Source organism: Pseudomonas sp. 43(2021), assembly GCF_017490805.1.
GTDB lineage: Bacteria > Pseudomonadota > Gammaproteobacteria > Pseudomonadales > Pseudomonadaceae > Aquipseudomonas.
Window position 1 is genome coordinate 76199 of the sequence record NZ_JAFGYJ010000018.1, and the last position, 23111, is coordinate 99309.

General features: G+C 63.2%; 21 protein-coding genes. 6 read left to right on the forward strand and 15 right to left on the reverse strand.

Going from position 1 to position 23111, the window contains the following annotated elements; all coding sequences use genetic code 11:
• Positions 1-34 precede the first annotated feature (34 nt).
• Both dnaG and rpsU read right to left on the reverse strand, forming a co-directional pair.
• Positions 35-2017 (reverse strand): DNA primase, encoded by a 1983-nt coding sequence (gene dnaG, locus J5M71_RS16775; RefSeq protein WP_207834157.1) that lies wholly within the window; start codon positions 2015-2017, stop codon positions 35-37.
• A 302-nt stretch (positions 2018-2319) separates the two neighbouring features.
• The gene (rpsU, locus tag J5M71_RS16780) at positions 2320-2535 is read right to left on the reverse strand and encodes a 30S ribosomal protein S21 (RefSeq protein WP_003255575.1); all 216 of its coding nucleotides are present in this window, start codon (positions 2533-2535) and stop codon (positions 2320-2322) included.
• Positions 2536-2739: 204 nt separating this feature from the next.
• Between rpsU and tsaD the strand changes: the two genes are divergently transcribed.
• Positions 2740-3765, forward strand: a complete 1026-nt coding sequence (tsaD, locus tag J5M71_RS16785) for a tRNA (adenosine(37)-N6)-threonylcarbamoyltransferase complex transferase subunit TsaD (protein WP_063914574.1) — start codon at positions 2740-2742, stop codon at positions 3763-3765.
• A 3-nt stretch (positions 3766-3768) separates the two neighbouring features.
• Here tsaD and plsY read toward each other — a convergent pair whose 3' ends face one another.
• Positions 3769-4338: a glycerol-3-phosphate 1-O-acyltransferase PlsY gene (plsY, locus tag J5M71_RS16790; protein ID WP_063914575.1), complete on the reverse strand. Its 570-nt coding sequence runs from the start codon at positions 4336-4338 to the stop codon at positions 3769-3771.
• Positions 4339-4412: 74 nt separating this feature from the next.
• Between plsY and folB the strand changes: the two genes are divergently transcribed.
• Both folB and folK read left to right on the forward strand, forming a co-directional pair.
• Entirely contained in the window at positions 4413-4769 is a 357-nt protein-coding gene (gene folB / locus J5M71_RS16795) for a dihydroneopterin aldolase (protein ID WP_009682799.1), read from the forward strand.
• Complete coding sequence (gene folK / locus J5M71_RS16800) at positions 4760-5269, forward strand: 2-amino-4-hydroxy-6-hydroxymethyldihydropteridine diphosphokinase (RefSeq protein WP_207834159.1); 510 nt, start codon at positions 4760-4762, stop codon at positions 5267-5269. The genes folB and folK overlap by 10 nt, the downstream gene beginning before the upstream one ends.
• A gap of 109 nt (positions 5270-5378) precedes the next feature.
• Here folK and J5M71_RS16805 read toward each other — a convergent pair whose 3' ends face one another.
• The 11 genes from J5M71_RS16805 to J5M71_RS16855 form a co-directional block, all read right to left on the reverse strand.
• Complete coding sequence (locus J5M71_RS16805; RefSeq protein ID WP_207834168.1) at positions 5379-6485, reverse strand: multifunctional CCA addition/repair protein; 1107 nt, start codon at positions 6483-6485, stop codon at positions 5379-5381.
• A 55-nt stretch (positions 6486-6540) separates the two neighbouring features.
• Positions 6541-8109 (reverse strand): SpoVR family protein, encoded by a 1569-nt coding sequence (locus tag J5M71_RS16810; protein ID WP_063914578.1) that lies wholly within the window; start codon positions 8107-8109, stop codon positions 6541-6543.
• Positions 8106-9380 (reverse strand): YeaH/YhbH family protein, encoded by a 1275-nt coding sequence (locus J5M71_RS16815; protein WP_046614422.1) that lies wholly within the window; start codon positions 9378-9380, stop codon positions 8106-8108. Before J5M71_RS16815 ends, J5M71_RS16810 begins: the two co-directional genes overlap by 4 nt.
• A gap of 130 nt (positions 9381-9510) precedes the next feature.
• Positions 9511-11433 (reverse strand): PrkA family serine protein kinase, encoded by a 1923-nt coding sequence (locus tag J5M71_RS16820; RefSeq protein ID WP_015268718.1) that lies wholly within the window; start codon positions 11431-11433, stop codon positions 9511-9513.
• Positions 11434-11716: 283 nt separating this feature from the next.
• Positions 11717-12046: a thiosulfate sulfurtransferase GlpE gene (gene glpE, locus J5M71_RS16825; protein WP_063914579.1), complete on the reverse strand. Its 330-nt coding sequence runs from the start codon at positions 12044-12046 to the stop codon at positions 11717-11719.
• Positions 12047-12060: 14 nt separating this feature from the next.
• Positions 12061-12927 (reverse strand): symmetrical bis(5'-nucleosyl)-tetraphosphatase, encoded by an 867-nt coding sequence (locus tag J5M71_RS16830; protein ID WP_207834176.1) that lies wholly within the window; start codon positions 12925-12927, stop codon positions 12061-12063.
• On the reverse strand, positions 12927-13307 hold the full coding sequence (gene apaG, locus J5M71_RS16835) for a Co2+/Mg2+ efflux protein ApaG (RefSeq protein WP_207834185.1): 381 nt from the start codon (positions 13305-13307) through the stop codon (positions 12927-12929). Before apaG ends, J5M71_RS16830 begins: the two co-directional genes overlap by 1 nt.
• A gap of 206 nt (positions 13308-13513) precedes the next feature.
• The gene (gene rsmA, locus J5M71_RS16840) at positions 13514-14314 is read right to left on the reverse strand and encodes a 16S rRNA (adenine(1518)-N(6)/adenine(1519)-N(6))-dimethyltransferase RsmA (protein ID WP_196179102.1); all 801 of its coding nucleotides are present in this window, start codon (positions 14312-14314) and stop codon (positions 13514-13516) included.
• Positions 14311-15300, reverse strand: a complete 990-nt coding sequence (gene pdxA, locus J5M71_RS16845; RefSeq protein ID WP_207834187.1) for a 4-hydroxythreonine-4-phosphate dehydrogenase PdxA — start codon at positions 15298-15300, stop codon at positions 14311-14313. Before pdxA ends, rsmA begins: the two co-directional genes overlap by 4 nt.
• Positions 15297-16616 carry a peptidylprolyl isomerase gene (locus J5M71_RS16850; protein ID WP_207834189.1) on the reverse strand — a complete coding sequence of 440 codons (1320 nt, stop codon included), beginning with the start codon at positions 16614-16616 and terminating at the stop codon, positions 15297-15299. The genes pdxA and J5M71_RS16850 overlap by 4 nt, the downstream gene beginning before the upstream one ends.
• Positions 16597-19401 carry an LPS-assembly protein LptD gene (locus J5M71_RS16855; protein WP_207834191.1) on the reverse strand — a complete coding sequence of 935 codons (2805 nt, stop codon included), beginning with the start codon at positions 19399-19401 and terminating at the stop codon, positions 16597-16599. Before J5M71_RS16855 ends, J5M71_RS16850 begins: the two co-directional genes overlap by 20 nt.
• A gap of 130 nt (positions 19402-19531) precedes the next feature.
• Here J5M71_RS16855 and J5M71_RS16860 point away from each other — a divergent pair, with 130 nt between their 5' ends.
• From J5M71_RS16860 to J5M71_RS16870, 3 genes are read left to right on the forward strand one after another with little or no spacing between them, the layout of a single operon-like run.
• Positions 19532-20551, forward strand: a complete 1020-nt coding sequence (locus J5M71_RS16860; RefSeq protein WP_207834201.1) for a phosphotransferase — start codon at positions 19532-19534, stop codon at positions 20549-20551.
• On the forward strand, positions 20548-21219 hold the full coding sequence (gene murU, locus J5M71_RS16865) for an N-acetylmuramate alpha-1-phosphate uridylyltransferase MurU (protein ID WP_207834203.1): 672 nt from the start codon (positions 20548-20550) through the stop codon (positions 21217-21219). Before J5M71_RS16860 ends, murU begins: the two co-directional genes overlap by 4 nt.
• 1 nt (position 21220) lies before the next feature.
• Positions 21221-21985: a TerB family tellurite resistance protein gene (locus tag J5M71_RS16870; RefSeq protein WP_207834212.1), complete on the forward strand. Its 765-nt coding sequence runs from the start codon at positions 21221-21223 to the stop codon at positions 21983-21985.
• A 127-nt stretch (positions 21986-22112) separates the two neighbouring features.
• Here the strand turns inward: J5M71_RS16870 and J5M71_RS16875 are convergent, their stop codons facing one another.
• The gene (locus J5M71_RS16875) at positions 22113-23105 is read right to left on the reverse strand and encodes an alpha/beta hydrolase family protein (RefSeq protein ID WP_207834214.1); all 993 of its coding nucleotides are present in this window, start codon (positions 23103-23105) and stop codon (positions 22113-22115) included.
• Positions 23106-23111 lie beyond the last annotated feature (6 nt).

Genomic DNA, 23111 nt, shown 5'->3' on the forward strand with positions numbered 1-23111 from the left:
AAAACAAGCCGAGGATTATACCCGAGCATGGGCCTCACGCGCCAGATGAGGTCGGCGTTTGTGCGGGAACATTCCGGCTCAGCAGGGCGAGGAGCTGGGTTTTTTCCTCGCTGGTCAATTCGCTTTGACGTGATTTCCTGAGCAGTTGTTCCAGGCTGCGCTCGCGTTGGCGGGCGGACAAGCTAGTTATAGTGTCGAAAAACTGTTGTTCAAGGTTGTCGGCCACGATCAGCCATTCCTTTTCCGCCAGGGCTCGCAGCAGGCGCCCCTGTTCGGTGCCGTGCCAACGCGCGATCAACTGCATTGAGCTTAGCCCAGGATTTTTCTGCGCGGCTTCGATCAGTGCTACCAGCAGCTGGCTGTACAGGTGCTCTTCGTCGGCGAAGTGGCTGGCATCTTCCACCTTGCCGGCCAGCAGCGGGTGGTGCAGCAGGGTGCGCAGGGCGGCCAGGGTGGGCGGCTCGACCGGGGCCGGCACGCGGGGTGGCGCTTCGTCACGTTGCTGCCAGGGCTTGCCACCCTTGCGGTTCTTGTCCCAGGGCTTGTCGCTCCACTGCTTCTTGCCAGCGCCCTTGTTCGGCTTCCACTCCTGTTCCTGATGAACGGGGGCGTAGTCGTGCTGCGGCAAGTCGCCGTAGTCGGGGGTGTAGCTGGCCATGGCGTCGTAGTCGTAGCCAGGGTCGTAGTCCGGCACGCTGCTGGAGGCCGGGGCGTGTTGCGTCAGTTGCTCGACCTGCTGCGGGTCGAGGCCGGTGATTTCCTTCAGGCGGTTGCGCATCAGTTGGCGCAGGTTGGCGCCGGGGATCTTTTCGATCAGCGGTGCGGCCAGGGTCGCCATGTGCGCCTTGCCTTCCAGCGAGCGCGGGTCGGCTTCGACGCTCAGTTGCTCGAAGAAGTAATCGGCCAGCGGCTGGGCGTGCTGGTTGATGCGGGCCATGAAGGCATCGGTGCCTTCGGCGCGCACCAGGCTGTCCGGGTCTTCGCCTTCGGGCAGGAACAGGAAGCGCGCGCGGCGACCGTCCTGCAGGTTCGACAGGGTCGATTCCAGGGCGCGCCAGGCCGCCTTGCGCCCGGCCTGGTCGCCGTCGAAGCAGAACAGCACGCTGGGTACCACGCGGAACAGGCGCTTGAGGTGCTCTTCGCTGGTGGCTGTGCCAAGGGTGGCCACGGCGTTGCGCAGGCCTTGCTGGGCCAGGGCGATGACGTCCATGTAGCCTTCGACGACGATGATTTCGTCGAGGTTGCGGTTGTGCTTGCGCGCCTCGTAAAGGCCGTACAGTTCCTGGCCCTTGTGGAATACCGGGGTTTCCGGGGAGTTCAGGTACTTGGGCTTGTCGTCGCCGAGCACCCGGCCACCGAAGGCGATGATGCGTCCGCGGCTGTCGCGGATCGGGAACATCACCCGGTCGCGGAAACGGTCGTAGCGCTTGCCGCTTTCGGCGTTCTCGATCAGCAGGCCGGCATCGATCATCACCTTTTGCTGCAGGGTGTCGGCACCCAGGTGCTTGAGCAGGTTGTCCCAGCCTGGCGGGGCGAAGCCCAGGCCGAAGTCGCGGGCAATTTCCCCGGACAGGCCGCGGCCCTTGAGGTACTCCACCGCCGCTTTGCGGGTCGGGTGGCTGCGCAGGGCCTGGCGGTAGAACTCCGAGGCGGCGTCCAGTAGCGGGTACAGCGGCGAATCGGTTGGCTGGCGCGGCTTGTGGTCGCGGCGGCCTTGCTCGCGGGGCACTTCCATGCCGGCGGCGCGGGCCAACTCCTCGACGGCCTGGGGGAAGTCCAGGTTGTCGTGGTCCATGACGAAGCCCAGGGCGTTGCCGCCGGCACCGCAGCCGAAGCAGTAGTAGAACTGCTTGTCGGGGCTGACCGTGAAGGAAGGGGTCTTTTCCTTGTGGAACGGGCAGCAGGCGGAGTAGTTCTTGCCGGTTTTTTTCAGCTGGACGCGCGAACTCACCACGTCGACGATGTCGAGGCGGTTGATAAGGTCGTCAATGAAACTCTGGGGAATCAGCCCGGCCATGGCAGTCTCGTCATCTGGCAACTGGCAAGTCTAATCGCTCACGCGCCGAATGGGGCGAGTGCCGCTTGGGGAAGTGCGAGGGAATGTGTGCTCGTCGCCAGCCCCTGAGGGCCCGTCAGTCGGACGTGCACGTCTGGTCATACAACAAGGAGGACCAGCTCTGACGTTTCAGGCAGGTTGCCCATGTACAGTTCGCATGAAGCTTGTGCAGGGCCTTGAGCTAGCTGCTCAAGTTTGAAGCGACCACTGCCATCGCCCGGCGGTTAGCCGGGCAGGCAGAAGCTTTGCGTAGAACGTCTGTATTAGTACAGACGAACGGCGCGGCGCTGTTCGCGCTGAACTTTCTTGGCGTGACGCTTAACAGCAGCAGCTGCTTTGCGCTTACGCTCGGCGGTCGGCTTCTCGTAAAACTCGCGGCTACGAACTTCAGCCAGTACACCGGCTTTTTCGCAGGAGCGCTTGAAACGACGCAGAGCTACGTCGAAGGGTTCGTTCTCTTTAACTTTGACGGCTGGCATCCAGGGCTACCTTAATTCATTACCGGGGTAGACGTGCTCCTGGCAAAACAAAGGTGTGCTGGAGAACGTCGGTTTTCAAGGGTTGCGGATGTTAACCCTTAGCAAGCCGGAATGCAAAGCCTCTGATCGAAAACCGCTGGTCGGCATCCGACACGGGGACTATCATGCGCGGCTTCGAATTCAGCCCCCACAAGGGACGAACCCATGCTAGTACTGGGATTGGAAACATCCTGCGACGAAACTGGCGTCGCATTATACGACAGCGAGCGCGGTTTGTTGGCCGACGCGCTGTTCAGCCAGATCGACCTGCACCGCGTGTTCGGCGGTGTGGTGCCAGAGCTTGCCTCGCGTGACCACGTCAAGCGCATGCTGCCGCTCATCCGCCAGGTGCTGGACGAGGCCGGCTGCGTCGCCACCGAGATCGACGCCATCGCCTACACCGCGGGCCCGGGCCTGGTCGGTGCATTGCTGGTGGGGGCCTCCTGCGCCCAGGCGCTGGCATTTGCCTGGGATATCCCGGCGATTGGCGTGCACCACATGGAGGGCCACCTGCTGGCGCCCATGCTGGAAGAAAACCCGCCGCAGTTTCCGTTCGTCGCTTTGTTGGTTTCCGGTGGCCATACCCAGCTGGTGCGGGTCGATGGCATCGGCCAATACGAGCTGCTGGGCGAGAGCCTGGACGACGCCGCCGGCGAAGCGTTCGACAAGACTGCCAAGCTGATCGGCCTGAACTACCCCGGTGGCCCGGAAATCGCCCGCCTGGCCGAGCGCGGCGTGCCTGGCCGCTTCGTGTTCCCGCGGCCGATGACCGACCGCCCGGGCCTGGAGTTCAGCTTCAGCGGCCTGAAAACCTTTGCCCTGAACACCTGGCAGCAGTGCCGCGATGCCGGCGACGACAGTGAGCAAACCCGTTGCGACCTGTCCCTGGCATTCCAGCAGGCGGTGGTGGAGACTTTGACCATCAAGTGCAAGCGGGCGCTCAAGCAGACCGGCCTCAAGCGCCTGGTGATTGCCGGTGGCGTCAGCGCCAACAAGGCCCTGCGCGCGTCCCTCGAGGACATGCTCGGCAGCATCAAGGGCAACGTGTACTACGCGCGCCCGCAGTTCTGCACCGACAACGGCGCGATGATCGCCTACGCTGGCTGCCAGCGGTTGTTGGCCGGGCAGCAGCAGGACCTGGCAATCAGCGTGCAGGCACGCTGGCCGATGGAGCAGTTGCCGCCGGTTTAAGCGTCAGAAGTGCCGTTCGCGCCCGGCAAACAGGTCGCGCAGGTTGCTGCGGTGGCGCCACACGATCATCGCCGTCAGCACGGTGATTGGCAGCAGGGCCTCGGGCTCGCGCCAGGCCAGCAATGGCAAGGTCAGTGGTGTGGCGATCAGCGCCGCCAGCGAGCTGGTGCGGGTAAGGTAGAAGGTCAGCAGCCAGGCGCCGATGGCCAGCAGTGCGGCCGGGAAGTAAAGGGCCATGAGCATGCCGGCGGCGGTCGCCACGCCCTTGCCGCCCTGGAAGCGGAAGTACAGCGGGAACAGGTGGCCCAGCACCGCGCACACGCCGACCCAGGCCTGTGCGTGCAGGTCCAGCCCGGCAAGGCGGGCGAGCAATACTGGCAACAGGCCCTTGCACAGGTCGCCAAGCAGGGTCAGGATCGCCAGTTTGCGGCCTGCCAGGCGTAGCATGTTGGTGGCGCCGGCATTGCCTGAGCCGCTGGAACGCGGGTCCGGGCTGCCCGTGAGGCGGCTGAGGACGATGGCGAAGGACAGCGAGCCGAGCAGGTAGGCGAGCAACGCCAGTAACCAAAACATGCTAACTATTCCGGGCGAGGACGCCCTGATTCTAACGGCGCCAGTCGCCCTTGTCGTGCTGTGGAGAGAAGTGCTTGGACAGAGTGTTCATCGAAGGCCTGGAAGTCGATACCGTCATCGGTGCCTATGACTGGGAGCGGGATATTCGCCAGTGCTTGCGCCTGGACCTGAGCTTTGCCTGGGACAACCGCCCGGCAGCGGCCGGTGACGACCTGAACCTGGCCCTGGACTATGCCAGCGTGTCGGCGCGCATCCAGGCGTTTGCCGAACAGGCCCGTTTCGAGTTGGTGGAAACCTTCGCCGAGCGCCTGGTGGCGGCATTGATGGAAGAGTTCCACATCCCGTGGGTGCGGTTGAAACTGACCAAGCCGGGTGCGGTGCCTGCGGCCCGTGGTGGTGTTGGCGTGGAGATCGAGCGCGGATGTCTCTGAGCACGGTTTACCTTGGCCTTGGCAGCAACATCGAGCGCGAGGCGCACTTGTGCGCCGGGCTCGATGCGTTGGCCGGCATCCTGACCGATATACGCTGTTCGCCGGCGTTCGAAAGCCAGGCGGTGGGGATCAAGAGCGGGCCGTTCATCAACTTCGTGGTGACCGGGCAGACTGCGTTGCCGTTGATCGAACTGGACCGCCGGCTGAAGTTCATCGAGGCCGACAACGGCCGCTATGCGCCGGACCGCAAAGGGCTGCCGCTGGATATCGACGTGCTGATGTATGACGATTTGCACGGCACGTTCGATGGGCTGGTGTTGCCTCGGGCCGAGATCCTGAAGAATGCCTTCGTCCTGTGGCCGCTGTCGCTGCTGGCGCCGGAGCTGGTGCATCCGGGGGTAGGCAAGACGATGGCGCAGTTGTGGCAGGAGGCGCGGATCGATCAGGTGTTGGCGCCGGTTGCCTTTGAGTGGCGTGGGTTGCAGCTGACTCCGGCATAAGCCTGTACCGGCCCTTTCGCGGCTAAAGCCGCTCCCACAGGGATCGCATGATGCCAAATGTTGTGCGATCCCTGTGGGAGCGGCTTTAGCCGCGAAGGGGCCGGTATGCTCAACCGAGCTTGTAAGCCTCGAGGGCTTTCAGCCGCTCACCTTTGAGCGCTTCGCCCAAGGCCTGGCCAGTCAGCCCTGCCTGCACCAACGGCTTCACATCCACCGCCCGCGCCGCCGCCGCTGCCCCGCGCAGGTAATCGGCCTGTGGATAACCCGATTTGCCCTCGCCTAGCGCGGTCATCTCGCAAGCGATCAGGAAGTCCTCGAACCGCTGCGGTCGCCGGTACACATCGAACTTCTGCAACAGCTCCAGCAATGCCGTGGCAGGCAGCTCCAGCGCCTGGTTGCCTTGCGCCAGGCACTCACCCGTCAGTAACGCCAGCTCCTGGCACTCTCGCGGCGCCTTGAGGCGCTGGTTGACGGCTTTGATCGCGGCTGGGGCCAGCGCCCGCAACAAGCAGGCCCAGCGTACATGCAGGGGCTGTTCGTGCAATGCCGCCTGTTCCAGCGCTGCCAGGGCCTGGGGAGCGTCATCAAGCTCAGGCAACAGCTGCTGCAGGGCGCCACAAGCATGCAACACCTGGAAGAACACCTGCGGCTGCGCCTCCATCAGCGCCCGCTCGATTTCCTTCCAGCTGCGCTCGGCAGTCAGCGCCTGCAATTCGCCAGAGGCGCTGATCTGGCGCATCAGCTCAAGTGTCTCATCGGCAACCCGGAAACCCAGCGGTGCATAACGGGCAGCAAAGCGTGCTACGCGCAGCACGCGCAAGGGATCTTCGGCGAATGCCGGGGAAACATGGCGTAAAAGGCGCTGATCGAGATCGTCCTGGCCATGATAAGGGTCGTACACCGTACCCGCCTCGTCCTCGGCCATCGCATTGATGGTCAGGTCACGGCGGATCAAGTCCTCTTCCAGGGTTACATCGGGGCTGGCGTGGAAGGTGAACCCGCCATAGCCACGCCCGCTCTTGCGTTCGGTGCGCGCCAAGGCGTATTCCTCGCCGGTTTTCGGGTGCAGGAACACCGGGAAATCAGCGCCGACCGGTCGAAAGCCCTTGGCGTGCATTTCCTCGACCGTGGCGCCGACCACCAGCCAGTCGATATCGCTGACAGGGCGGCCGAGCAAGCGGTCGCGCACGGCGCCGCCGACTTTGTAGATGTGCATGTGCAACTCTCCATAACTGCCGACAGGATACCCTGTCGGCAGTCGTGGCGTGGCACTAGAGGTGGTGGATCACAGCCAGGTCCATGCGGCCGTAGTCGCCGTTTTCGCCGTGTTCGCCGCGTGGTGGCATGTGGTGGGTCTTCATTACCTGCTCGCCCTGTACGGTCTCCAGATGGATGTCGAAGCCCCACAGGCGGTGCAGGTGCTTGAGCACTTCATCGGTCGAGTCGCCCAGCGGTTTGCGGTTGTGTTGCTGGTGGCGCAAGGTCAGCGAGCGGTCGCCGCGGCGGTCGACGCTCCAGATCTGCACGTTCGGTTCGCGGTTGCCCAGGTTGTACTGCGCCGCCAGCAGTTCGCGAATGGTCCGGTAGCCAGCCTCGTCGTGGATGGCAGGTACATACAGGTCGTCGCGCTGGTCGTCATCGAGGATGCTGAACAGCTTGAGATCGCGCATGACCTTGGGCGAAAGATACTGCAGGATGAAGCTCTCGTCCTTGAAGCTGCTCATGGCGAACTTGATGGTAGAAAGCCAGTCACTGCCGGCAATGTCGGGGAACCAGCGGCGATCTTCCTCGGTCGGGTTTTCGCACATGCGGCGGATGTCGGTGTACATCGCAAAGCCCAGTGCGTAGGGGTTGATGCCGTTGTAGTAGGGGCTGTCGAAGCCGGGCTGGAACACCACGCTGGTGTGCGACTGCAGGAACTCCATCATGAAGCCTTCGGTGATCAGCCCTTCGTCGTACAGGTCGTTCATCAGCGTGTAGTGCCAGAACGTCGCCCAGCCCTCGTTCATCACCTGGGTCTGACGTTGCGGGTAGAAATACTGGGCGATCTTGCGCACGATGCGCACCACCTCGCGCTGCCACGGTTCCAGCAACGGGGCGTTCTTCTCGATGAAATACAGGATGTTTTCCTGCGGTTCGGCGGGGAAGCGCGCATCATCGCGATCATTGCCCTTGTCGGCGCTTTTCGGAATGGTCCGCCACAGGTCATTGATCTGCCGCTGCAGGTGCTCCTCGCGCTCCTTCTGCCGGCGCCGCTCCTCTTCGGCGGAAATCGGGTAAGGCCGCTTGTAACGGTCGACGCCATAGTTCATCAGGGCATGGCAGGAGTCGATCAGGTCTTCCACGGCATCGATGCCATGGCGCTCTTCGCACTGGGCGATGTACTGCTTGGCGAACACCAGGTAGTCGATGATCGAGCTGGCGTCGGTCCAGGTGCGGAACAGGTAGTTGCCCTTGAAGAAGCTGTTATGGCCGTAGCAGGCATGGGCGATCACCAGTGCCTGCATGCACATGGTGTTTTCTTCCATCAGGTAGGCGATGCACGGGTCGGAGTTGATCACGATCTCGTAGGCCAGGCCCATCTGGCCGCGGCTGTAGGACTTTTCCGTGCTGAGGAACTGCTTGCCGTAGGACCAGTGGTGATAACCCAGCGGCATGCCGACCGAGGCATAGGCGTCCATCATCTGCTCGGCGGTAATCACCTCGATCTGGTTGGGGTAGGTGTCCAGGGCGTAACGCTCGGCCAGGCGGCTGATTTCCCGGTCGTAGGTCTGGATCAGTTCGAACGTCCACTCGGACCCGGTGGAAATGGGTTGGCGTCTCTGTGCTCTGGCGGTCATGTGGCTAACCTGCGCTGGAAGAGTTCACGGAAGACCGGGTAGATGTCGCCGGCCGATACCAACTGCTGCTGGGCGAACGTGTCGGGGAAGGCTTCGCCGATGCGCTCGTATTCGTACCACAGCGCCTGGTGCTCTCGCGGGGTGATTTCAACGTAAGTGTAGTACTGCACATGCGGCATGATCTGCTTGGCCAGGATGTCGCGGCAGATCGGCGAGTCGTCATTCCAGTTGTCGCCGTCGGAGGCCTGGGCGGCGTAGATGTTCCAGTCGCTGGCCGGGTAGCGTTCGGCCATGACCTCCTGCATCAGTTTGAGTGCGCTGGAAACGATGGTGCCGCCGGTTTCCCGCGAATAGAAGAATTCTTCCTCGTCGACCTCACGAGCGCTGGTGTGGTGGCGGATGAAGACCACTTCGATGCGCTCGTAGTTACGCTTGAGGAACAGGTACAGCAGGATGAAGAAGCGCTTGGCGATGTCCTTGGTGGCCTGGGTCATCGAGCCGGACACGTCCATCAGGCAGAACATCACCGCCTTGGAGCTGGGGTTGGGCTGCTTGACCAGCAGGTTGTACTTGAGGTCGAAGGTGTCGAGGAAGGGCAGGCGATTGATGCGTGCCTTCAGACGTTCGATCTCATGTTCGACTTCCTGGATATCGGTGAAGTTGTCTGGTTCCTCGACCTTCAGGCGGGCGAGTTCCTTCTGTGCTTCGCGCAGCAGGGCGCGGCTGCTGCCGGTCAGGGCGATGCGCCGGGCATGGGCCGAACGCAGGGTGCGCACGATGTTGATGCGTGACGGGTTGCCTTCGTTGGCGATACCGGCGCGCACGGTCTTGAAGGTGTCGGCCCCGGTCAGGTGACGTTTGACCAGGTTGGGCAGCTCGAGGTCCTCGAACATGAACTCGAGGAATTCTTCCTGGGTGATCTGGAAGACGAAGTCGTCCATGCCCTCGCCGGAGTTGCCGGCCTTGCCACGGCCGCTGCCACCACCGCCGCCGCCTTGCGGCCTGGGGATGTGTTCACCGGCGGTGAACTCCTTGTTGCCTGGGTGCACGATGGTCTGTTTGCCCCCGCGACCATGGTGCAGCACCGGTTCGTCGATGTCGCGCCCCGGAATGCTGATCTGCTCGCCATGTTCCATGTCCATGATGGAACGGCGGCTCACCGCCTCTTCGACGGCTTTCTTGATGTGCTCGCGGTACCGCCGCAAGAAGCGCTGGCGGTTCACCGTGCTCTTGTTCTTGCCGTTCAGGCGTCGATCTATAACGTAGCTCATGGTCCCTCCGGTAGCTGGGAACAGCTGCACGCTTCAAGCTACGAGCCGCTTCACGTAAAGGCAGCAAAGCAGCTGCCGCCGCCCAAGGCTGGTGTAGCAGCCTTGGGCGCGCGGTGGGTAGCTTGTCGCTTTATTGCGATTTCCTGACCCGCAGGTACCATTCCGACAGCAGACGAACCTGTTTGTCGGTATAACCACGCTCCACCATGCGCGTGACGAAGTCGTTGTGTTTCTGTTGGTCCTCCTTGCTGGCCTTGGCGTTGAAGCTGATGACCGGCAGCAGGTCCTCGGTGTTGGAGAACATTTTCTTCTCGATCACCACCCGCAGCTTTTCGTAGCTCAGCCAGCTCGGGTTCTTGCCATTGTTGTTGGCTCGGGCACGCAGCACGAAGTTGACGATTTCGTTGCGGAAATCTTTCGGGTTGCTGATGCCGGCCGGCTTCTCGATCTTCTCCAGTTCTTCGTTGAGGGCGATACGGTTGAGGATTTCGCCGGTTTCCGGGTCGCGGTATTCCTGGTCCTGGATCCAGAAGTCGGCGTACAGCACGTAGCGGTCGAAGATGTTCTGGCCGTATTCGCTGTAGGACTCCAGGTAGGCGGTCTGGATTTCCTTGCCGATGAACTCGATGTAGCGCGGGGCCAGGTACTCCTTCAGGTAGCGCAGGTAGCGTTCGCGCACTTCGGCAGGGAACTGTTCCTGCTCGATCTGCTGTTCCAGCACATACAGCAGGTGCACCGGGTTTGCGGCCACTTCATGCGGGTCGAAGTTGAACACCTTGGAGAGGATCTTGAAGGCAAAGCGGGTCGACAGGCCGTTCATGCCTTCGTCGACGCCGGCGGCGTCCCGGTATTCCTGGATCGACTTGGCCTTCGGATCGGTGTCCTTGAGGTTTTCTCCATCGTACACCCGCATCTTCGAGTAGATGTTGGAGTTTTCCGGCTCTTTCAGGCGCGACAGCACGGTGAACTGGGCGAGCATCTTCAGCGTGTCGGGTGCGCAGTGGGCCTTGGCCAGCGAACTGTTGATCAGCAGCTTGTCGTAGATCTTGATTTCGTCGCTGACGCGCAGGCAGTACGGCACCTTGACGATGTAGATCCGGTCGATGAACGCCTCGTTGTTCTTGTTGTTGCGGAAGGTATGCCATTCCGATTCGTTGGAGTGGGCCAGCAAAATCCCGGAGTAGGGGATGGCGCCGAGGCCTTCGGTACTGTTGTAGTTGCCTTCCTGGGTGGCGGTGAGCAACGGGTGCAGGACCTTGATCGGGGCCTTGAACATCTCGACGAATTCCATCAGACCCTGGTTGGCCCGGCACAGCGCGCCCGAATAGGCGTAGGCGTCAGCGTCGTTCTGCGGGAATTCCTCGAGCTTGCGGATATCCACCTTGCCGACCAGGGCCGAGATGTCCTGGTTGTTCTCGTCGCCGGGTTCGGTCTTGGCGATGGCGATCTGGTTGAGGATCGACGGGTACAGCTTGACCACCTTGAACTTGCTGATGTCGCCGCCGAACTCCTGCAGGCGCTTGGTGGCCCAGGGCGACATGATGGTGTTCAGGTAGCGCCGCGGGATGCCGAACTCTTCCTCGAGAATGGCCCCGTCTTCGGTGGCGTTGAACAGCCCCAGGGGCGACTCGAATACAGGCGAGCCCTTGATGGCGTAGAACGGTACCTTTTCCATCAGCTGCTTGAGTTTTTCGGCAAGCGACGATTTACCACCGCCAACCGGGCCCAGCAGATAGAGGATCTGTTTCTTTTCTTCCAGGCCTTGGGCGGCGTGGCGGAAGTAGGACACGATCTGGTCGATGCACTCTTCCATGCCATGGAAGTCGGCAAAGGCCGGATAGCGGCGGATAACCTTGTTGGAGAAGATTCGCGACAGTCTGGAGTTGGTTGAGGTGTCGATCAGCTCCGGCTCACCGATGGCCAGCAACAGCCGTTCGGCCGCCGATGCGTAGGCACTGCGATCCTCTTTGCACAGCTCGAGGTACTCCTGCAGCGAGAGTTCTTCCTGGCGCGTTGACTCGAAACGTTGTTGGAAGTGGCTAAAAATACTCATGACGTCACCTCGCTCGATACGTGGAGACGACGCCGGATCAGTCAGCTGATGCTGGCATGCAACCGGGTCCGCCGGCTGCTGTATACCCCCCAGAACACCCTGTAACGCTACCGATGACCCGCACGCCGGTGTACCGGCTCTCCCCTTTTTCTGGATGGCCTGCGCTTAAGAATAGTTGGTTATCCGCAAGGTCAAGGGCGAGGGGCGGAGAAGTTGCGAACGACCGTTCGTCAGATAAGCCGCAAGCCCGCACGGGGCGCGGGCTGCAGTAAAAATGAAAAAATTATTCGGCAGTGCCCTGGGCGGTCTCGGCCGGGTAGGTGGCGCGCCACAGCTCAAAGCCGCCGTCCACGCTGTACACGTCGGAGAAGCCCTGGTTCACCAGGTAGGCGGCAGCGCTCTGGCTGGAATTGCCGTGGTAGCACACCACCAAGGTCGGGGCATCGAGGTCGGCATTGCGGATGAACTCGGCGACCGAATGGTTATCCAGATGCCTGGCGCCGGTGATGTGGCCGGCGGCAAAGGCCTGCGGGTCGCGAATGTCGACGACTACCGCACCTTGCGCGCGCAGGGCCAGGGCCTGTTCGGGAGGGATGCGCTTGAATTCGCTCATGGGTACGGCTTCCTTCAGGGTTGATCGTTCAGTGTAGGCGTTTGGGTGGGGAGGCGTAAGTTGCCGTCGTCGCTGCAGTCACAGCGGTGGTATTCGCCGCTGTCGACGTTGTACAGGGTCATGGCGCCGCCCCACACGCAACCGGTGTCCAGGGCGATGATGCCGGGCTCGTTCACCTGCCCCTGCAGGGCGGCCCAGTGGCCGAAGATGATCTTCACATGGCGTGAGCGGCGGTCCTTGTGCGCGTACCAGGGCTTGTAGCCTTTGGGCGCGGTATCCAGGCCTTCCTTGCTCTTGAAGTCGAGCTTGCCCTCGGGGGTGCAGAAGCGCATGCGCGTGAGGCAGTTGGTGATGACCCGCAGGCGTTCGATGCCGCTGAGGTTCTTGTTCCACTTGTTCGGCTCGTTGCCGTACATGCCGTCCAGGTACAGCTTCAGGCGCTCATCGTCGCGCAGCACTTCCTCGACCTCGGCGGCCAGCGCCAGGGCTTTGCCCAAGGTCCATTGCGGCGGAATGCCGGCGTGTACCAGGGCGATGCCACGGGGCTCGTCGTAATGCAGCAGCTTTTGCTGGCGCAGCCAGTCGAACAGCTGGTCGGCGTCCGGCGCTTCGATGATCTCGCGCAGGGTGTCGCTTTTCTTCAGGCGTTCGACGTTGTGCCAGGCGGCCAGCAGGTGCAGGTCATGGTTGCCCAGCACGCACACCAGCGACTGGCGGATGGAATAAAGGAAGCGCAGGGTTTCCAGTGACTCGGGGCCGCGGTTGACCAGGTCGCCGACCAGCCACAGGCGGTCGACGGCGGGGTTGAAGTTGACCCGTTCGAGCAGGCATTTGAGTGGCTGCAGGCAGCCCTGCAGGTCACCGACGGCGTAGGTAGCCATCAGTGCAGCGCTCCGGGCACCGCCAGGCGGAAGGGGGCGATCTCGGCATCGAAACGTTTGCCGTCCTCGGCGAACATCTGGTAGCTGCCCTGCATGGTGCCCACGCGGGTGCTGATGACCGCGCCGCTGCTGTAGGTGTGGCTCTGGCCCGGGTCGATATCGGGCTGTTGGCCAACGACACCGGCACCGCGCACTTCCTCGACCTCGCCGTCACCGTTGGTGATCAGCCAGTGACGAGACAGCAGCTTGGCCTTGAGCGAGCCATTGTTCTGCACGGTAATGGTGTAGGCGAAAGCGAAGCGACTGTTTTCGGGGTCGGATTGTTCTTTGAGGTAGCGGGTCACGACGCTGACGTCGATCTGATAGCGGGGGTCGGACATGCAAGGGCCTTGGGCGAGCTGACGCAATAATGCAGTCTAGGCCATTGAGAGGGGGGAGGGCCAGCGGTGCAGGGGCTTGAGGTCTTTGTTGCCAGTACCGGCCCTTTCGCGGGTAAACCCGCTCCCACAGGGATCACACAGATTTCAAGGGTTGTGCAATTCCTGTGGGAGCGGGTTTACCCGCGAAAGGGCCGATACAGGCGATATCAGGCTTGCTGATCGGCCAACTGGTCAGCCAGGCGCACGAAGGCGGCCAGGTCCAGCTGTTCGGGGCGCAGGCTGCCGTCCACGCCAGCCGCTTCGATGGCCGCGCTGTCGAGCAGGCCTTTCATGGTGTTGCGCAGGGTCTTGCGGCGCTGGTTGAAGGCTTCGCGTACCACCTGCTCCAGCAGCTTTGCATCCTTGGCCGGGTACGGCAGCACTTCGTGCGGCACCAGGCGGACGATGGCCGAGTCCACTTTCGGTGGTGGGTTGAAGGCGCCAGGGCCAACGTTGAACAGGTGTTCGACCCGGCAGTGGTACTGCACCATGATCGACAAACGCCCCCAGTCACCACCGCCGGGGCCGGCGGCCATGCGCTCGACCACTTCCTTCTGCAGCATGAAGTGCATGTCGCGGATCAGCCCGGCATGGCTGAGCAGGTGGAAGATCAGTGGGGTGGAGATGTTGTAGGGCAGGTTGCCCACCACCTTGAGGCTGCGCGCTGGCACGCCCAGCTGGTTGAAGTCGAACTTCAGGGCGTCGCCCTGGTGCAGGCGGAAATTGCTGCGGCCGGCGAACTTGTGCTGCAGGATCGGCACCAGGTCCTTGTCCAGTTCCACCACGTCCAGCTGTGCGCCGCTACCCAGCAGGCCTTCGGTCAGGGCGCCCTGGCCCGGGCCGATTTCCAGCAGATGTTCGCCAGCCTTGGCGTTGATGGCACGCAGGATGCGGTCGATGATGCCGGCGTCATGCAGGAAGTTCTGGCCGAAGCGCTTGCGCGCCCGGTGTTGGTATTGCTCGTTCATGGTCGGTTCTCGGCCATCTGGTAGGCGGTTTCCAGCGCGACGCGCAGGCTGCCGGTGTCGACCTTGCCAGTGCCGGCCAGGTCCAGGGCGGTGCCGTGGTCGACCGACGTGCGGATGATCGGCAGGCCCAGGGTCACGTTGACCGCAGCACCGAAGCCTTTGTACTTGAGTACGGGCAGGCCCTGGTCGTGGTACATCGCCAGCACTGCATCGCAGTGCTCCAGATATTTGGGGGTAAACAGGGTATCGGCCGGCAGCGGCCCGCGCAGGTCCATGCCTTCGGTGCGCAGGCGGGCCAGGGTCGGCTCGATGATGTCGATTTCCTCGCGGCCCAGGTGGCCGCCCTCACCCGCGTGCGGGTTGAGGCCGCACACCAGGATGCGCGGGTTGGCAATGCCGAACTTGTCGCGCATGTCGGCATGCAGGATACGGGTTACACGCTCGACGCGCTCGGCAGTGATGGCGTCGGCAATGTCGCGCAGCGGCAGGTGCGTGGTCACCAGGGCCACGCGCAGGCCCCGGGTAGCCAGCATCATCACCACTTGCGCGGTGTGGGTGAGTTCGGCGAGGAATTCGGTATGCCCGGAGAAGGCGATACCGCTTTCGTTGATCACGCCCTTGTGCACAGGGGCGGTGATCATCCCGGCGAAATGCCCGTCCAGGCAGCCTTGCCCGGCTCGGGTCAGGGTATCCAGCACGAACGCCGCATTGGCCTTGTCGAGCTGGCCCGGCACTACCGGGGCTGCCAGGGGGGTATCCCAGACGTACAGGCTACCCGCTGGCGCCGGCTGCTCGGGCCATTGGCCCGCTGCTACCGGCAGCAGGTTGACGGCCAGCCCCAGCTGCGTGGCCCGCTCGGCGAGCAGGTCACGGCTGGTGATGGCGATCAGGGGGTGGGGCTGGGCGCCTGCGGCGAGCAGCAGGCACAGGTCGGGGCCTATGCCGGCCGGCTCGCCGGGGGTGACGGCGAAGCGCAGGGGCTTCACTGGGTGGCCTGGTCAGCGCCAGGCAGCTTGATTTCAACGTAGGCCTCGTCGCGGATCTGGCGCAGCCAGGTCTGCAGCTCTTCGTCGTACTTGCGGTTGCGCAGAACGTTCATGGCCTGCTGTTCCCGAGCCTGCTCGGTGCTGTCGGTAGCGCGGCGGCCGAGCACTTCCAGGACATGCCAGCCGTACTGGGTCTTGAACGGACGGGTGACTTCGCCCTGGGCGGCGTTGGCCATCTGCTCGCGGAACTCCGGTACCAGGCTGTTCGGGTCAACCCAGTTGAGGTCGCCGCCGTTGAGCGCCGAACCCGGGTCTTCCGAGAAGCTCTTCGCCAGTTCGCCGAAGTCTTCGCCGTTCTTGATGCGATCGTACAGGCGCTCGGCCAGTTGCTCGGTGGCCGCATCGCTGCGGATTTCGCTTGGCTTGATCAGGATGTGGCGCACATGCACTTCGTCACGCAGCACGTTCTCGCTGCCACCGCGCTTCTCCTCGAGCTTGAGGATGATGAAGCCGTTGGGGATGCGAATGGGCTGGGTGATGTCGCCCACCGCCATGCTGCTGAGCATCTTGGCGAAGTCTGGCGGCAGCTGGCCGGCTTTACGCCAGCCCATCTCGCCGCCTTCCAGGGCGTTTTCGCTGGCGGAGCGGGCAATGGCCATCTGGCCGAAGTCCGCGCCCTGCTTGAGCTGCTGGTACACATCGCCAACCTGGCGCGCGGCGGCCTGGATGGCCTCCGAGTTGGCTGCTTCCGGGGTCGGGATCAGGATGTTGGCCAGGCGGTACTCTTCCGACATCTGCATCTTGCCAAGGTCGGAGTTGAGGAAGTTCTTCACTTCCTGCTCGGACACCTGGATACGCTCGGCCACGCGGCGCTGGCGTACGCGGCTGATGATCATCTCGCGCTTGACCTGTTCGCGGGCGTCGTCGAATGACATGCCGTCACGGGCCAGGGCGGCGTGGAACTGCTCCAGCGACATGCCGTTGCGCTGGGCAATGGTGCCCATGGCCTGGTTCAGTTCCTCGTCGGTGATGCGGATGCCGGAGCGCTCGCCGATCTGCAGCTGCAGGTTCTCGACGATCAGGCGCTCCAGTACCTGCTGGTCCAGCGCGCCGGCAGGCGGCATGCCGCCGCCGCGCTTGGCGATGGTTTGCTGGACCTCGCGGACACGCTGGTCCAGCTGGCTTTGCATGACCACGTCGTTGTCGACGATGGCCACCACGCGATCAAGAGGTTGCACCGCGGCATGCACCGCGCCACTCAGCAATGCAACGCCCAGCAACGCTGGGCGCAGTCGATCAATAAGCTTGGTCTTCACGTTCACGGTAACCTTGAATGCCTTGGTCGAGGAAAGATTCGACCTTGTTGCCGACTACACCACCGAGGCCTTTCAGGACGATCTGAAGGAAGATGCCGTGGTCGCCTTTTTCGTTTGTCGGAAGGGCTTGGCTGAAGTCGTCGTAATCGATCCAGTAGCGGTTGATCAGGCGCAGCTTCCAGCAGCAGTTGTCGTACTCGAAACCACCCATGGCTTCCAGGGTGCGGTTGCGGTTGTAGTCATGCTGCCAGCGAGCGATGACGCTCCACTGCGGAACGACCGGCCAGATGACCGAGAAATCATGCTGCTGGATCTTGTAGTAGTCCTTCACGTAGTTAGGACTGCCCGGGGTGCCATAGTCGCCGCCGCCCACTTTCCAGGTACCGGTCGCGGAGTCGTAGGCAATGGTGTCGTTACGGTAGCGATAACCGAGGTTGACCACCTTGTTCGGGTTGTCCTCAGGCTGGTAGTGGAACATCGCGCTGCCCGAGCGGGTGCTGCGGCTGTCCGGGTCCCAGTTGAAGTCCGAATTGAAGCGCCAGTCGCGGTTGAAGTAATAGTTGTATACCAAGGCGTACGGCGATACATCGGACTGGGAGTCGCTGCGGTCGCGGTAGTCAATACCAGGCAACTGGACCTTGCGGTCCTTGAAGTAGTAGGCCTGGCCGATGCTGAAGTTCTGACGCTCGAAACCGTTTTCCTCGATCCAGCGGGTGGTTACGCCCAACGACAGCTTGTTTTCGTCGCCGATGCGGTCGGTGCCGCTGAAGCGGTTGTCGCGGAACAGCGAGTCGTAGCTGAACAGGGTTTCGCCCGAGTCGAATAGCGGGATGTCCACCTGATCCTTGTACGGAACGTAGAGATAGAACAGGCGCGGTTCGAGGGTCTGCTTGTAGTTCGTGCCGAACAAGGAAGTGTTGCGGTCGAAGTACAGGCCACTGTCGACGCTGAAGATCGGAACGTCGCGGTTCTGATTACTTTTGAAATCGCCGTACAGGGGAATCTTATTTGGCTGTGTAACGAGATCGTTCTTGCCCTTGCTGTCCAGATCAAGGTCATAGTGCGTGTACATGTACTTCAGCTTCGGCGTGATATAGCCGTAGCTGGCTTCCATCGGCAGGCTGATGGATGGGGCAACGTTCAGGCGCGTGCCGTTGGAGCGGGCAACACCGAAGATGTTCTGATCGAGCCGTCGACCAGGGATGCCTGTGCTTGTGTCAGGTAGGCCATCCTCGTTGGTAACGAAATCGTTTTTCAGGTCACGATCGAAGCGAACGGCCTCAGTCTCATACGCAAGGTTCAGCCCGCCCGGCTCATACGGCAGCTTACCGTTGAAGGTAATCTGCGGCAGGCGATCATACGGCGTGATCTTCGAGATGGTCGCCATCTCGTAGGCATGCACATTCAACCGCGCGGTGTAGTTGTCACCACGGTAGGTCAGTGCACCCTGCTGGTTCAGCAAGTCCTGGGTTTCAACACCGATCTGGTCGGATTCCAGGTCCTGGAAGTAGAACGGGTCGCTGATGTCGGTGTAGTCCACCTCGGCCATCAGGCGCTCGTCCAGCCCGCCCTTGTGCTGCCAGTTGACCATCCAGCGCTGCTCTTTGTAGTCAGTCTGGTCTTTGCGGTCGTCGTTCTTGTCGTTGAGGTACGCGCCACCGAACTGGCCTTCGCTGGAAGGCGTCAGGTAGCGGAACTCGCCTTCCATCAGCAGGCCGCGCTTGGTCATGTAACGCGGGTACAACGTGGCGTCGTAGTTCGGCGCCAGGTTGAAGTAGTACGGCGTGACCAGCATGAAGCCGGTGTCGCTGGTGCTGCTGAACGATGGCGGCAGGAAACCGGACTGGCGACGGTCGTCGATCGGGAAGTAGATGTACGGTGTGTAGAACACCGGGAAATCCTTGACCCGCAGCGTAACGTTGGTCGCGGTACCGAAACCGGTGGCCGGGTTCAGGGTGATGTTGTTGCCCTTCAGCTGCCAGGCGTTGCTGCCCGGTTCGCAGGTGGTGTACGTACCGTCCTTGAGACGGATGATGGCGTTTTCGCCACGCTTGGCGTACAGGGCACTGCCGCGGATGTGCGACTTGTGCATCACGTATTCGGCGTTGTCGACCTGGGCTTCGCCCGTGTCGAGCTGGATCTGTGCCTCGTCACCGACTACCAGCGAACCGTTGTCACGGATCTTGACGTTGCCCTTGAGCTCGCCACGGTTTTCGGTCTGGTAGAGGTTGGCCTCGTCGGCTTCGGCCTGCATGCTGCCCTGGCGCATCACCACGTCACCGGCGAGGGTAGCGATCTGCTGCTCTTGCTGGTACTTGGACACCTTGGCGTTGATGTAGGTCGGCGACTCGTCCTTCGGCGTGGTGTCGGCCATGCCTGGACGGGTTGGCTCGATGTACGCGCCACCGCAGTACGGGCCGGTTTCGGCCAGTTGCGCGGCGGTGAGCTTTTCACGCGGAACCCAGTCCAGGTGGCTGTAGTCTTCGCTGCGCGACTTCAGGGCGCGGCCCTTGGCTTCGGTGACCAGCACCGGCCGGTCCGCCGTTTCGCCTTCGCTCGCGGCTTCGGTGCCGGTGCTGACGGCAGCACCCTCGTGCACCGGGCGCGGCGGCAGGTTGTTGACTGGGGTCTTGGGCTTGCAGTCCCAACCACCGGAGGCGGACACTTGGCAGTCGAACTGTTCGGCTGCCACCACGTAAGACGTGGCCAGAGGTTGCAGGGCCAGCAGACCGCCGGTTACCAGCAACGGAAACTTTCTACGAAACGCGGGGGATTTCAATGCCATCTTATTAGTCCGGGCTTCCTGCGTGCCATCTGCCCGCGTGTGGGGCCGCACGCCTCTCGATGGTCTGAAAAAGATGCTGGATAATAAAGCATGACCCGCTTGACGGCTAGGGCCGTCGGAGACCCTTGTAATGCCTGAACACGATGTACGCCTGCAACAACTGACGGTCTGGCTCGATGAGCAGCTCAATGATCTTTTCCGGAAAAACGCCTGGGGCGATGTGCCCGCAGGCAGCCTGACCGCGGCCAGCAGCGACGCCAGCTTCCGCCGTTATTTCCGCTGGCAGGGCGCCGGCCACAGCTTCGTGATCATGGATGCGCCTCCGCCGCAGGAAAACTGCCGACCGTTCGTCGCCATCGACCACCTGCTGGCCAGCGCCGACGTGCATGTACCGCTGATCCACGCCCAGGACCTGGAGCGCGGCTTCCTGCTGCTGGGTGACCTGGGCCACCAGACATACCTCGACATCATTGATGCCGACAACGCCGACGGCCTGTTCGCCGATGCCATCGACGCGCTGCTGGCGTTCCAGCGCCTGCCGATGGACGCGCCGCTGCCCAGCTACGACGATGCGCTGCTGCGCCGTGAAGTCGAACTGTTCCCCGAGTGGTACGTGGGGCGTGAACTTGGCGTTACCCTCAGCGAAGCCCAGAAAGCCACCTGGCAGCGTATCAGCCAGATGCTGATCGACAGCGCCCTGGCCCAGCCCAAGGTGCTGGTGCACCGCGACTACATGCCGCGCAACCTGATGCAGAGCACGCCCAACCCCGGCGTGCTGGACTTCCAGGATGCGGTGTACGGCCCGGTCACCTACGACATCACCTGCCTGTTCAAGGACGCCTTCCTCAGCTGGCCGCAGGCGCGGGTCGAAGGCTGGCTGCGCGACTACTGGCAGAAGGCGCAGGCCGCCGGCATTCCGGTGCAGGCCGAGTTCGAAGCGTTCCAGCGTGCCAGCGACCTGATGGGGGTGCAGCGCCACCTGAAGGTGATCGGCATCTTCGCCCGTATCTGCCACCGTGACGGCAAACCCCGTTACCTGGGCGACGTGCCGCGCTTCTTCGCCTATATAGAAGAAGTGATCAGCCGCCGGCCCGAATTGGCGGATCTGGGTGAGCTGATTGCCGAGTTGCAGGCCGGAGCGCGTGCATGAAGGCAATGATCCTGGCAGCGGGTAAAGGCGAGCGCATGCGCCCGCTGACCCTGCACACCCCCAAACCGCTGGTCCCGGTCGCCGGCCAGCCACTGATCGAGTACCACCTGCGGGCCCTGGCTGCGGCGGGCGTCACCGAGGTGGTGATCAACCATGCCTGGCTCGGCCAGCAGATCGAGGACCACCTGGGCGACGGCAGCCGTTTCGGCCTGAGCATTCGCTATTCGCCCGAAGGCGAGCCGCTGGAAACCGGCGGCGGCATCTTCAAGGCCCTGCCATTGCTAGGGGATACGCCGTTCCTGCTGGTGAACGGCGATGTCTGGACCGACTACGACTTCGCGCGCCTGCAGGCCCCCCTGCAAGGCCTGGCTCACCTGGTGCTGGTCGATAACCCTGGCCATCACGGCCGCGGCGACTTCCGCCTGGTGGGCGAGCGGGTGGTCGATGGTGACGATGCGCCCGGCACGCTGACTTTCAGCGGCCTTTCGGTACTGCACCCGGCACTGTTCGAAGGCTGTCAGCCCGGTGCCTTCAAGCTGGCGCCGTTGCTGCGCCAGGCCATGGCGGCGGGCCAGGTCAGTGGTGAGCACTACCGCGGGCACTGGGTGGATGTCGGTACGCTAGAACGCCTGGCCGAGGCCGAGCGCCTGATCGGCGAGCGCGCCTGACATGTGGTGGCCAAGCACGGTGATTGCTGCCGGTGCCGGCTTTGCCGTTGCCAGCATCCCCGGCGCCCTGCTCGGCGCTTTGCTCGGGCAGGCCATTGACCGCCGCCTGCGTTTGCAAGGCTGGGAGGACATGCGCGAACGCCTGGGCGGGCGGCCGGCCTTGCAGGATGACGAGTTGCTGTTCGTGATGCTCGGGCGCCTGGCCAAGTGCGATGGCCGGGTGGGTGAGCAGCATATCCAGCAGGCGCGTCAGGAAATGGTGCGCCTGGACCTGGCCGAAGCGGCCCGGCTGCGCGCGATTGCCGCGTTCAACCGTGGCAAGGCGGGCAAGGACCGGCTGGGCGGGCACCTGCGGCGCATTCGCCAGCAGCCACATGCGGCCGAGGGCACCCTGCGTGCCTGCTGGCGCATGGTCTGGGCCGACGGCAAGATGGGCAACAAGGAGCGTGAGCTTTTGCTGGACTGGGGGCAGAAGCTGGGCCTGAGCCGACGGCAGGTGCAGGCCATGTCGCTGGAGTACGAGCCGCGCAAGGCGGGGCCAGAAGGGGTGGCCATGACCTATGCGGCGGCGTTGCGCTTGCTGGCAGTCGAGGCGGACACCGATGGCGACAAGATCAAGCAGGCGTATCGTCGGCTGGTCAGCCGGCACCATCCGGACAAGCTGGCGGGCACTGGCGCCAGTGAGGCACAGGTGCGGGAAGCGACCGAGCGGACCCGGGAGTTGCATCAGGCCTATGCCATGATCCGCAAGCGGCGGGGCCTTTAAAGGGTACCTGGCTTGAGTTTTGAGGTGATGCGTAAGTCGAGCGCCGCGCGGGCGGCGCTCGATCTCACTGGCGCCACACAACCCACGACAAGCATAAAAAAGCGCCCCCGGCGATTTCAGATCAACCCTACAGGCTCATCCACCCCCGCACCCGGCGGAACAGTTGTTCCTGCTCGGCCGCCTTGTTCCCCGGCATGCCAATCAGCGACAACTGCCGGTACTGGCTGTCCTTCTGCCGCTTGCTGGCCTGCAGGCGCTGCGCGGCCGCATTGCGGTCACCGCTGCGGGTGGCGTAGTAGATGTCGGCAGTCGGCACTCTCAAGGTCGGGGCCAGGCTTGTCAGGTCATGCTCCACCCGCGCCGGTGTCTGCGCGGCGACCATTACCAGTTTCTGCACCTGCGGCGGCTGTTTCTCGCTCAGGTAACGGGCCGCCCAGTACGCGCCGCTGCCATGGCCGATCAGCACGATGCTGCGGGCATTGTGTTGCTGGGCAAAGGCCACCGCGGCATCCAGGCGGGCGAAAACGCGCTCGGCATCGGCCGGGTCGGTTTGCTCGCTGGCCTGTTTGGCGTCAGTGCTTTCTGCGGTGTCGGCATCGGCCGCCGTGGCCTGGGCAACGTTGGCATTGGCATCGGCCGGCACGTCCTTGGCCGGCGCGCTTTCGCCCTTGTCTTGCTCCGGCTCGGCAGCCGGCCTGGCTTCGACCCGCGCCTGCGGGCTGTCGGCGAGCAGGTCGGGCAGGCTGATGCTCAGGCTGTGCCAGCCGATATCGGGGAATTTCTGCCGCAATGGGCCGACTGCATTTGGCCAGTCGGCCGTTTCGCCGGCACCGGGGACGATGATGACCGCCCCTTGCGGGTCGCTGTCGTTGGCCGGTTTCCACAGGGCCAGGAAGCTGTCGGCACCGGCCTGCAGGGTCTGCTGCTCGGCCTTGGGCACCAGCCGTTCGAGCGCCTGGGCATCCTCCTGGCTGCGTTCCAGCAGCGGCGGGCGCTGGGCTTGGGCCGCGGGTGCCTCGGTGGTGGTGGATGGTTTTTCGGCATCGGCGGCAAGGGCGCCGAGAGGAAGGATCGAGGCCAGGCAGCACATTGCCAGCGTCGTGCGATAAAGTGTGGACATGAGTCA